Genomic DNA, 12,348 nt, shown 5'->3' with positions numbered 1-12,348 from the left:
ATCCTCGGAGTGTTAGAATGATCTTCTTAATATAAGGTTTTACAAAAAGAAAGAAAGAACATAAGATCTAATATATGCGAGGAACACTTTTGAAATGATTTATTATTCGATATAAGTAAAAGGCAAAATTGCTTAGTTCTTTGAAACGACTGTTACTCGCAATGATGTGTTTTCTTATAAACTCATCGAATTAGGTTCTGAACCTATCTAGAACTACTAATTAATTAACTATATCTTTTTTTACAATACATCTTTTACATACAGTTTGGCATTATCACTGTAATGGGATTTCTCAATACTTCGAAGTGACAAATTTTGAGTTTTTTGTGAAAGTTCCAATTACAACTCCTTCATTAGACCTCAATACAAGAAAGCACTTTCTAATAAATACAAAAAAACAGCAGATAGATCATCGAAAACATAATTGTATTAAAATAAAAAAGCTCCTTCTGGTTTTTGAAACCTGAAGGAGCTGATCTTTCTTATATAAGATTACTAGATCATACAAAACATTTGCTTTACAATGACTACATAGCCCTGATTGTAATCGTTCGAATAACTGTTGATATTCTTAACCTTTTTGTTTTTCACAAAAAAATATAACCTTTCGACTTCGTTCAAGATAAACTCCTAACAGGAAATAACTTCTAATACTAACTAGGATTTAACATCCATTTGAATTTAAAGTCAGTCTGAGGAACTACAATTCTTTCTGTAATTCGGTACATTCTGTCTGGTAACTTCATTAGATAATCTCTTGCTTTTTCTGCTTCTGGTGTAAGATTGGTAATTTTATCAATTTCCCAAGCTTCGTTTAGTTTTCTAATAATATCTACATAATCGAAACCTGTATAAACACCAACTCTTTGTGCAACGATAGAAAAATCATCGAACAGAGTTCCTTTTTCTTCAAAAGATTCTCTTAAGTGCATTGCAGGCATTACAATTTTATATTTCATCATGTGTTGAAAAGCCAACATCATTTCACTCGGATCAATTTTAAAGATTTCTTTTACGAATTCTGTATATGCTTTGTGGTGACGCATTTCGTCTCCTGCAATAATCTTAGACATTTTAGCCAAGGCTTTGTGCCCTTTTTTACGTGCAATTTTAGCTACATTGTTATGAGAAACATAGGTTGCTAATTCTTGGAAACTGGTGTATACAAAGTTTTTATACGGGTCTGTTGATGTACCAATATCAAAACCATCTGCAATTAAATGCTGTGTAGAAATTTCTACTTCGCGCATATTTACTCGCCCTGATAAGTACAAGTATTTATTTAACACGTCTCCGTGTCTGTTTTCTTCTGCTGTCCAGGTTCTTACCCATTTTGCCCAACTATTGTCTGGATCTTGACATACTCCATCTAAATCTAATAACCAAGATTCGTATGTTGGTAATGCTTCTTCTGTAATAGTATCTCCTACTAATACAACCCAAAAATCGTCATGTAACTCTTTAGACAATTCTCTAATTTCTTCTACTTCTGTAATAAAAGAGTCTTTTTGAGAATTAGGCAAAAAGTCTGTTGGCTGCCAGATTTTTTCTGCAGGGATTAAATATTTTTCCATAAAGCGATCCATACTTTTTTCTAAAGTTAGCATCACTTCTTTTCTTACGTTGTGTATAGACATGGTTTTAATTTATGTGTTCTTTAATAACTGATTCTGTTTTTTCTAATAATTCATCAAAAGGTAATGTGTTTATTTTTACGGGTTGATGAACTGTAAATGTAATTGGACTACCTAAACCTAATGGAAATTTTCCGTATTTAAAAATTTTCCACGAATTATTTATGGTAATCGGCACAATATAGCCCTCTTTATTGACTTTTGTGATGACTTTTAGTCCGTTTATTGCAAATTGCTTAGGCTTACCGTCTCTACTCCTGGTTCCTTCTGGGAATATAACAGCTCCCCATTTATTTTCCTTTATTCTTTTGGAAAAGGTTATTAAAGCAGAAATGGCTTGCTTTGGATCTTTTCTATCTATTAATGCTGCACCACCATGCCTTAGATTAAATGAAATACTTGGTATGCCTTTACCTAACTCTTTTTTTGATACAAATTTTGGTTGATACTTTCTAAACGCCCAACTAATTGGAGAAATATCAAACATACTTTGATGATTGGACACAAAAATAAGTGAACAATTTTCTGGTAACTTATACGGATTATTAACCTTTACAACGACTCCTAGAATTAATAGTGTTTTGGATAAAAACCAGTTCATGTAATCTACCACCAACTGATGTCCTTTATATCCAAATATTTTTAAACCCAACCATTGTAATGGATGAAATATAACTAGACTTAAAAAAAACACCAATATAAAAATTGGTGATACTATATAACTTAAAATTTTCATTGAACTCTAATAAAGGTTTCTACTTAGGCAGAAATGTTAGTTATTAAAACCAGTTACTCCAAGGTATTCTAGAAAGAATTAATAATAAAGCAATTCCGTAAAAGATTGCAAACGTTTTAAATTTTGCTGTATCTTCTGTTTTCTTTTTATGTTTAGACCAACCTATTGTAATAAGTACAATAGCAATAATCATCATTAAAGGATGTTCTACTGCTAACAATCTTGCTGCTTTGTCTCCCATTACTTCACCTCCGTTAGCTTTTAATGCTTTATACCAAGGCGACATAAAATACCATCCTAAACCAATTAATAATTGAATATGAGATAGAATTAAGGTAAACAACCCTAATCTTAAATCTTTGTCTGTAAATATTCTTTTTTTAATGACACCTGTAATAGCATTAAATACTGTAAAGATTAAAATTGCTAATACTAAATAAGCCCAATATGAATGTACGTCTTTCATTATATTTTTTAATAGATTTTTAAAGCTGTAAAGTTACTAATTTTAATAATAAAAAAACCACCTCATTTGAGGTGGTTTTAAGAATTTATTTAAAAAAATAATATTATCTTCTTTTATAAACGCCTGATGAAAGAGTATAATTAAAAGTTACATTTTGAGCAGATCCATTATAAACAAATACAATAACATCAAAATTTTGCCCCTCATCTGCATCTGGAAAATGAGCTTTTAAAACCGTATTAATTGCAGCGTCTATTTGATCATCTTCCCAATTAAAGGTACTAATGTTACCGTAGCTTTCTAAATTAGCTACCACATCTTCAAAACCTTCTACAGTTCTATAAGTATCTGCAATTAACGTGTAATCTGCTTCAACAAGTTCGTATTTAGTTGCTGGAGCCCAGATTGAACCATCATGTGAAAAATCGATAGTATACTTTAAATCACTCCAAACACTATTAGAATAAATGTATGTATCTCCTTTTAATTGAGCTCCATCGTTATAATATTTATACACTAAAGGAAATACATCTCCTTCTTGTGCATATGGAAATTTATTTGCTAAAAATGCTGGTAAATAATCACCCGGAGATACTGAACTAGAAAAATTACCGTGTTGTCCTGGTCTACCAGATCCTTCTCCCATAGAAATAAAGTCTGCATCACTTAAATAGTAAATATCTTCAGATAATCCCCAAGCACTACCATCAAAAGTATAAAATTCTGAAACACTCTTTGTTTCACCTTCTACACCTGCTGCTTTTAAAGAAACAAGGTTTACTTGATAAGTACCCGCATTCGTTTCTGTTGAAGTGTATTTAAATGCAATATTGATAGTTTCTCCATTATAAGCAGCTAAACTATATTCATCTGATACTATACCGTCCCAACTAGTTCCGTCTGGTGTATTAACCAAATCAATAACATTCCAAGTTGCTGCTGCAACATCATCTGTATAATCAGTTGAGATTAAAACACTAAACCCTGAAGGATCTCCATAATTAAAAGTTTGATCAACTTGAATCGTTGAATTTGGAAAACTAGATAAATCAATATCTGTTGAAATTAACCAATCTTCATTTTCATGTCGTTCTCCACTATCATAACCCGTTACTTCTATCCCATATTCAGTAGCTACCCACGTTTGCTCTCCAATAACACTTACAGCTTCATAATCTAATAAAGATTTTTCCCCTGCAAAATCTGCTGAATAAAACTCTGTAGTTCCGCTTACAGTTTCACCAATATATTGGTTATATTTAGCTAAAACAACATCTCCTTCTACAGCTGATGCAAAGTTAGCTTCTAAGATAGTAGGTAAAAAATCAACTGCGTTTTCGCTTTCATAAAAAGCGACAGCGTTGTCTGCAACATGAGATGGATAATCTGTAAGAGCTAAAGAGTATTCTGATGCTCCTGTATAATCTCCTAACGTTTCTATCTTATATAAAACTGAGGCTGTAGATCCTTTACCCCAAAGTGGGTATTTCTCGGATAAAAAACCCGGTAATGCTACTTTTGCCTCATCTTCTGAACTAAAGTAACGATTATCAAATTCTAAAGTTTCATAATCATCTTCAGTAAGTGTATAAATAACTTCACCTGCAATGTCTCTTCCTTCAACTTCTTCGTAAATATCTTCTAATGGATCACAAGAAGTGAACACCATTGAAAAAACTGTTAGTAATAAAAATATTTTTTTCATTCTTTATGTTTTTCTAAAATTTAACTTTTAATCCTAAACTAAATGTTCTTCCTGCTCCGTAATACACTTGGGCAGTGTCAAAGTCTGAAGTATCACCATTATCTGCATTTGAAATATATTCTACATTAAAAAGATTATTCACATTTGCATTTAATGTAGAAGATAAGCCAGCTATTTCGAAACCATGTCTAAGTCCTAAATCAAATAAATGAAAGTTAGGCATCTTCCATGTGTCAATTCCACTATCATCTACATCTGTTCTAGATGTAACATTCATAGTTGCATAGTTGTCTCCTGCGTAATTATAATCTAAAGAAACACTTGTTTTATCTAATAAGTCATATTTAAGACCTAAAGCAAATGTTGTTTGTGCAGCATTAGATACTTTTAAATCTTTTGCATATACTGTTCCACTAGATATAACATCTCCAGTAGCTTCATCAAATGTAGTAGCAGATGCATTATCTTTCCATCTCCAGTTTCCTAAAGAAGCCATACCTGTAACAGCTAATTTTTCAATTGGTTTAAATAAGAAATCTATTTCTAAACCTTGGTGTAAAGCGTCTAAACCTGTTACGTTAGATGTAATTACTTCTCCACTTGCTCCAGGAAGACTAAAAGTCATAAATCTATCTAACCAAGACGTGTTATATAAGTTTACGTTTGCAGAAAACATTTGTGTTTTAAAACCATATCCTAATTCAAAACTAAATACTTTCTCATTTAATGCTCCTTCATATAAATCTACATCATAATCACTATTGAATACTTGATCTGCAATAGGTGCTCTTGAGAAATATCCAACATTAGCAAATACATTTTGTACATCATCAATATTATAGTTAGCACCACCTTTTGTACTATATCCTAAGAAATCTGCTGATTCAGACTCTCTAGTTTCAGCTCCAAAAGACATTCTATCTACTTTACTATATACAGAGTTAGAAACAGATGAGGAGAAAAATACAGATAAATCATCTTTACTATATTCTAATTGTGCAAATAAACCATATCTACCAACATGACCATCATAATCTTTACTAAATTTATCTCCAACTTTTAACGCTTGACCTCCTGTTCTTTCTTTAAGATCGCTATTATAATAATATTGTCCTCCTAAAAGATCTGTTACTTCGTACCAGTGAGAACCAACATAATCTCTTACATCAACACCTCCAGAAAAAGTAAGTGTTTCTGTTAGATCTGTTTTTAATGTTGATAAAATACCATACCATTCATGAGAGTTCTCTGAAGAAGCAAAAATATCTGTTGCTCCATAAGCACCACTTACTTTATTTTCTGCTACAATTAAATCAAAATCGATTGGTTGATCTATATCTCCTAATCTATAATCATTATTTGTAAATTTTGTTCCTTGAGTTCTTCTACCTCCACCTGAACCAAAAGATGCATAAACAGCTGTAGTTAAAAATGTTTTATCAGAAATTGTCCAATCATAATTTACAGATAATTGAGGTTTATGATAAGAGTTAAAAGCAGTATTTTCTACTTTACCATCTCTGTAACCCCAATCTGGATTAAATCTTTGACCACCTTGTTCTGTAGCTCTATATTGTGCAATTGTTCTTTTATTGAATCTTTGACCATGTTCTTGAATTGTTCCAATAACATTAAAAGACAATTTATGATTATCATTAATTTGTTTAGAAACATTTAAGAAGTAATTAGTTCCTTCAAACTGTAATCCGTTTACATATCCTTCTCCAGAAACTTTAGAAGCAGATGCAGTTACCGCAAAACCATTATCCATCATACCGGTAGATAAAGTCATACCATATTTTTGATACCCATTGTTACCAGTACTCATTGTTATAGCACCACCTTTTATAGCATCAGTAGATTTAGAAATAATGTTAATTGTACCACCAATAGAAGGTACAGCTACTTTAGAAGCTCCTAAACCTCTTTGTACTTGCATTGCAGACGTAACATCTGATAAACCTGCCCAGTTAGACCAATATACATTTCCATTCTCCATATCGTTTACAGGAATACCATTAATCATAACAGCAATGTTTTGAGATCTAAACCCACGTAAGTTAATATCTCCATCTCCGTAACCACCACCTTGTCTAGTAGCATATACACCTGGTGTAGATTTTAAAATTTCAGGAAATTCTTGAGTTCCTAATTTTGCTTCAATATCTGCAGCTTTTACTGTAGAAACTGCCACTGGGGTTTTTCTACCAATAGCAAAAGAAGTTGCAGTAACAACTATTTCATCTAAAGCGCCAGCATCTTCAGTTAACTTAATCATTTTTAAATTAGCTTTTGAAGTAGAAAAAGCAACCTCTCTATTTGTAAAACCAATAAAAGAAATAACGACAGTGCCAGAATTAACATCTGCTGTTAGCGTAAATTTTCCATCAAAATCTGTTGATGTACCGTTTGTTGTGCCTTTCACAACAACACTTGCACCTGGTAAAGGTTGGTTTGTATCATCTACAACCGTACCAGTAATTTTAGTTTGTCCTAAAACAGTAGCCGTTACTAATAGTAGTGCTACAAATAATAAGTTTTTAAAATTTCTCATTGTTTAATTTTATATTATTAAATGTTCTGCAAAATTCCTCTTTTTACAGACGTTTAATGTTAACTTAATGTTAAGGTTTAACAAAAAATTAAGACACCTAAAGCAATAAAACTATACTTTCTTAACTGAAAACTATACTATTACAATAAAAGAAACTTGTATTTTAAGGTTAACAAAACGACAATAAAAATTGAAACCAAATAATTTAAAGACCGCAACCTAAAGACACTCTTATTATAGTGAGTCGATTTCGATAAATTCCTTTTGATAGTTAAGTAAAAGAGCCTATTTATAACACAGAAAAGCCTGCTATATAGCAGGCTTTTCTGTGTTATAAATTTAAAGAAATCTTTATGAGTTACTTAATAATTTCTTAGCCATTTCTTTCCCTAGTTCTACACCAAATTGATCGTAACTATAAATGTTCCATAAAATCCCTTGTGTAAAGATTTTATGCTCATACATTGCTATTAATTTCCCTAAAGAACGAGGTGTTAATTTATCAAAAAGAATCGCATTACTTGGTCTGTTTCCTTCAAAAACTTTAAAAGGCAACAATTTTGCAATTTTATCTTCATCACCAGAAAACTTTAATTCTAAATGCACTTCTTCTTTTGTTTTACCAAAAGCCAATGCATCCATTTGCCCGTAATAGTTAGACATTAATTTTTTATGATGATCTGTTAAACCATATAAAGACTCTTTATATCCTATAAAATCTGCAGGAATTAATTTAGTTCCTTGGTGCACTAATTGCATAAAAGCATGCTGCATATTGGTACCTGTACTTCCCCAAACAATAGTACCTGTTTGGTAATTTACTTTGTCACCGTTTCTATCTACACCTTTACCATTACTTTCCATAATAGCTTGTTGCAAATAAGCTGGAAGTTTTGCTAAATACTGAGAATACGGTAAAACTGCTTCTGTTTCTGCACCGTAAAAATTATTATACCAAATACTTAACAATGCTAAGATTACCGGAATATTATTCTCGAAATCTTCATTTTTATAATGAAGATCCATTTCTTCTGCTCCTTCTAAAAGTTGCTTATAATTATCATATCCTACAGATAAACTAATAGACAAACCAACTCCAGACCAAAGAGAAAAACGACCACCAACCCAGTTCCACATCGGGAAAACGTTTGCTTTATCTATACCAAAACTATCTACCGCTTCTAAGTTTGTAGAAACTGCCACAAAATGTTTTGGAATATCAAAAATAGTTGCCGATTTTAAAAACCAGTTCTTAAGCGTTTCTGCATTAGAAATAGTTTCTTGTGTTGTAAATGTTTTAGACACAATTACAAATAAAGTAGTTTCTGGGTTTAAAGTTTTCATCACTTCAGAAACGTGATCTCCATCTACATTAGAAACAAAATGTGTTGTTAATTGGTTCTTGTAAAACTTTAAAGATTCTACAACCATATCTGGTCCTAAATCAGACCCACCAATACCTATATTAACAATATCTGTAATCGCTTTACCTGTATATCCTTTCCATTTACCAGAAATAACTTTGTTAGAAAAACTTTTAATTTTTCTTAAAGCAGCTTGTATTTGTGGCTTAATATTTTTTCCATCAACTAAAATAGGTTCATCAGAAGTACTTCTTAGTGCGGTATGTAACACCTCTCTACCTTCAGTTACATTAATTACTTCACCTGCATATTGCTTATCTATTGCATCTTTTAAATCTACCTCTTTTGCTAAATCAACTAGCAATTTAATGGTTTCTTTAGTAACTCTATTCTTAGAAAAATCTACTAATAAATCATCAAAATTTAAAGAAAAGTCTTCTTTTCTATTGGTTTCTTTATCTAAATCTTTTATACTGATATTTTTAATATCATTAAAATGATTTGTTAATGCTTCCCATGCATTTGTTGTAGTTGGGTTGATGTTTTTTAAAGCCATTTTTATTTTAATTTTGTGCTATTCTTTCTATAACTTCTGGTTCTTCAACCGGAAGAATTTTGTTTTCTAATTGATATTTAAGCGGTTTAATAAACTCTAAATATTCTGGTAATAAACTTTTCTTTAAAGGTTCTGCAGAAGGTAATTTTTCTTTAAATGGATCTACTTGCTGTCCATGTTTCCAAAAACGATAACAAACATGAGGCCCACCGGTATTACCTGTCATACCTACGTAACCAATAACGTCTCCTTGTTTTACATACTGACCTTTCTTTACATTCTGATTTCTCATGTGTAAATATTGGGTTGAATATGTACTATTGTGCTTAATTTTAACAAACTTACCATTACCACCTCTTCTTGTAGATTCTACCACAGTTCCACTTGCTGTTGCTAAAATTGGCGTTCCTATTTTTGCTGCAAAATCGGTACCCTTATGAGGTTTAATTTTATTACCATAATAGGCAATTCTTCTTCTTAAATTATATCTTGATGATATTCTATATTGAAACTTAATAGGAGATTTTAAAAACTGACTACGCAGCATGTTTCCATTCTCATCATAATACTCAGGAATGCCTAATTTAGAATCTGAAATGAATCTAAAGGCCAGTAAGTTTGCGCCATTATGGTTAAAAACTGCTGATTTAATATTTCCGTATCCCGCAAAAAGAGAATCTTTTATATATTTTTCTTCAAAAACAAGCTTAAATGAATCTCCTTTTTGAAGTTTGTAAAAATCTAAAGTCCAAGCATAAATATCTGCAACTGCATACGTTAAACTTGATGATAAATGCAAACTATCCATTGTATTAGATAGATTAGAATAAATGACTCCTTCTACAACTCTTTCAACCGTTTTTATTGGCTGTGCATAAACATGCGCTTTAATTATTGAATCTTTAAAATCAATAACTGTAGCATTAATTACACTGTTTTTATAAATAAAAACCTTAGCCTCTGCTAAGGAATCTTTACTCGATAAAATTAGGTAAGGTTTCCCTGCCCTTAATCTTCTAACATCAAACTCTTCTCTTATTGAGTTAGATATTTCGCTAATTTTAGGGTAACCTACATGGTGTCTATCTAAAATTTCACCAAAACTTTCTCCACTTCTAATAGTGTCCTGAATTATTTTATAATCATCTGTATTATACCCATATTTAAAAACAGGTTTAGGTTTTACTTTTTTTGGAGGTGTAACGGTTTTCTCAACCTCTTTCTTACAAGATGATACAGAGGTAATTAAGACTAAAAGGAAGATTATTTTTCTCAAGAATAGGTGCTATTGAATGTGGTTTCAAAAGTACAAATAAAAAATATTTCTAAGGCCGCTATCTTTACGAACTTCCGATAACGGTTTCGTTAAAAATTTCTTAATTTTTAACGAAAGTATTCGCCAACCCCTTATACGTCTCTAGTTCAGCTCTTAAAGACCCAACAGCTAAGTCTGCTTTAATTTTTATTGGAATTTTATTAGCATCAGCAGTTATCCAAAGCGTAACACTTTCTTGTGCTTTAAAAACTCTACCAGATTGTACCAAAGGTCTAAAAATTAAAGTATTTATTTTTCCGAATTTTGTTTTTAAAGTTTCTGTTCCTAAGAAACGTAATTTAAAAGGGTATACTTGAGAGTCTAAGAACATATCTATTGCAATTTCCTCACCTACTTTCATACCTGAAACATCTTTATTTCTTAAATAGTAAAAAGAGGAAAGTATATCTTGTACATTAGAAAAAGCCACAGAAGTATCTTTCTGAATAGTAAAATCCTGAACATAAGCTTTCTTAGAGTTATAATTAAAAGAAGTAATTCTATGTTTTTTATAACCACCTTCATCAATCTTTCTTTTAAAAAGATAAGGTTTTACAGAGTCTTTATCAAAATAAGATTCATACAAATCATCTACTTCAAAAAACCATTTTATCATACCAGAAGTCCAACCTTTTCCTTTTGTATAAAAAACTGTTTTGCCATTAAGCTCTTTTTCATTCACTTCTAAAACCGCAGTTCCAGCTCTTAAAAAACCACTGTAACTCATTTTATAACGTAATGACTCTCCGCTTTTAAAAGCTTTTAAATTATCTTGACTATTAGTAGTTGTCAAAAAAACAAGGGCAAAAAATAATAGGGTATATCTTTTCATAAAAATCAAACTTATAAAAAAGTAATGACAATTACCGTTCCAAAACGATAAAAAGCAACTTATTAACTATTTAATACTGTATCCTTAAGGAATAAATAACCTTAAAATGTTCCCCAGTTTTTCAATTCTTCTTCGCTCCATAAATATGGATAAAAAATTCTTCGCTGGTATTTCGGGTGCATATATTTACGCCAACTACTACCTCCCGTTGCTTCTAAATCTTTCTCTTTACCACCAATATATTTTGCTGCCGCATTATAATGTGCCATTACCCATTTTACATTTACAGTATAATCATAATGACGCATGGCTTTAATTAATTCTTTATTTCCTTGAACTTCTTTGGGTAATTGCTTAAACTTTAAGGACAGATTAATATCATTGTAATCTTCCATAAAATCTATAAAATCACCCATATATTTTTGTTCAAAAAGATTTAATAAGGTTGATTTTTGGCCCGTAGTATAATTTTTACCAGCTGCTTGCCAATACAAGTGATTGTAGGCGTTTTTAAAAGACGAATTTCTATCTATTTCATCTCTAAAACGCACATCTATTAAATTGATTAATTCTGTAGATGCAAATTCTATTTTCCGATACTGAGCAGATTGAAAACCACTAGCAGGCGTTAATGTATTTCTAAATTTTAAATATTGTTCTTTTTCCATTCCGTCTGCCATCACATTAAAAGAACTACACAACATATCAAAATATCGACTGATTCTACCCAAATGCAAAGAAAATTTATCTGCAGTGACTTCAATTGTTTTGGCAACCTGATCAATTTCCCACAAAATCATTTTAAATAACAACTCGTTTACTTGATGATACATGATAAAAACCATTTCATCTGGCTGTGTGGTTCTTGGGGTTTGCAAGCCTAAAAGTGCATCTGTTTGAATATAATCCCAATACGTAATTGGTGTGCTCCAGAGTAAACCTTCTAACATAGAATCTACAGGAACACCTAATTTATCGTATTTTTCTTCTATTGCTTTTAGTATTTCGTCTCTATTCATGCTTTTTTAAAATCTAATTTTTTAGAGTCAAGAAACAAGATGATTTTGATTTTTTGACTTTAAGGGCAATTTACTATAAAAATTGATTTTTTTTAGAATAAAAATCTTTCTTGATTTGTCCTAATTTTTAGTTTATACCTACAAGGTTTTTCAAACCTTGCAGGATA

Annotated in this window: 9 protein-coding genes; all 9 read right to left on the bottom strand. The window is 31.0% G+C overall.

The features are described from left to right. Positions 1 to 653: 653 nt before the first annotated feature. A complete protein-coding gene (locus tag WHD08_RS12520; protein WP_165734367.1) occupies positions 654 to 1,637 on the bottom strand; it encodes an acyl-ACP desaturase in 984 nt (327 codons plus the stop codon). A gap of 4 nt (positions 1,638 to 1,641) precedes the next feature. Beyond that, positions 1,642 to 2,370, bottom strand: coding sequence for a lysophospholipid acyltransferase family protein (locus tag WHD08_RS12515; RefSeq protein WP_208890591.1), 729 nt, complete (start codon positions 2,368 to 2,370; stop codon positions 1,642 to 1,644). 43 nt (positions 2,371 to 2,413) lie between these two features. Continuing rightward, on the bottom strand, positions 2,414 to 2,836 hold the full coding sequence (locus WHD08_RS12510; RefSeq protein ID WP_208890592.1) for a hypothetical protein: 423 nt from the start codon (positions 2,834 to 2,836) through the stop codon (positions 2,414 to 2,416). Positions 2,837 to 2,939: 103 nt separating this feature from the next. Next, positions 2,940 to 4,541, bottom strand: a complete 1,602-nt coding sequence (locus WHD08_RS12505) for a choice-of-anchor J domain-containing protein (RefSeq protein ID WP_208890593.1) — start codon at positions 4,539 to 4,541, stop codon at positions 2,940 to 2,942. Positions 4,542 to 4,554: 13 nt separating this feature from the next. Then, positions 4,555 to 7,095 carry a TonB-dependent receptor gene (locus WHD08_RS12500; RefSeq protein ID WP_208890594.1) on the bottom strand — a complete coding sequence of 847 codons (2,541 nt, stop codon included), beginning with the start codon at positions 7,093 to 7,095 and terminating at the stop codon, positions 4,555 to 4,557. Between the two features lie 351 nt (positions 7,096 to 7,446). Further along, positions 7,447 to 9,015, bottom strand: coding sequence for a glucose-6-phosphate isomerase (gene pgi / locus WHD08_RS12495; RefSeq protein WP_208890595.1), 1,569 nt, complete (start codon positions 9,013 to 9,015; stop codon positions 7,447 to 7,449). Between the two features lie 7 nt (positions 9,016 to 9,022). Then, a complete protein-coding gene (locus WHD08_RS12490; RefSeq protein WP_208890596.1) occupies positions 9,023 to 10,291 on the bottom strand; it encodes a peptidoglycan DD-metalloendopeptidase family protein in 1,269 nt (422 codons plus the stop codon). Positions 10,292 to 10,391: 100 nt separating this feature from the next. Continuing rightward, positions 10,392 to 11,162 (bottom strand): DUF3108 domain-containing protein, encoded by a 771-nt coding sequence (locus WHD08_RS12485; RefSeq protein WP_208890597.1) that lies wholly within the window; start codon positions 11,160 to 11,162, stop codon positions 10,392 to 10,394. A gap of 101 nt (positions 11,163 to 11,263) precedes the next feature. Further along, entirely contained in the window at positions 11,264 to 12,181 is a 918-nt protein-coding gene (locus WHD08_RS12480) for a tryptophan 2,3-dioxygenase family protein (RefSeq protein ID WP_208890598.1), read from the bottom strand. Between the last annotated feature and the right edge of the window lie 167 nt (positions 12,182 to 12,348).

It is taken from the genome of Polaribacter sejongensis, from assembly GCF_038024065.1.
Classification (GTDB): domain Bacteria; phylum Bacteroidota; class Bacteroidia; order Flavobacteriales; family Flavobacteriaceae; genus Polaribacter; species Polaribacter sejongensis.
Note: the sequence above shows the minus strand (reverse complement) of the source record. Positions and strands in the feature narration are given on the sequence as shown.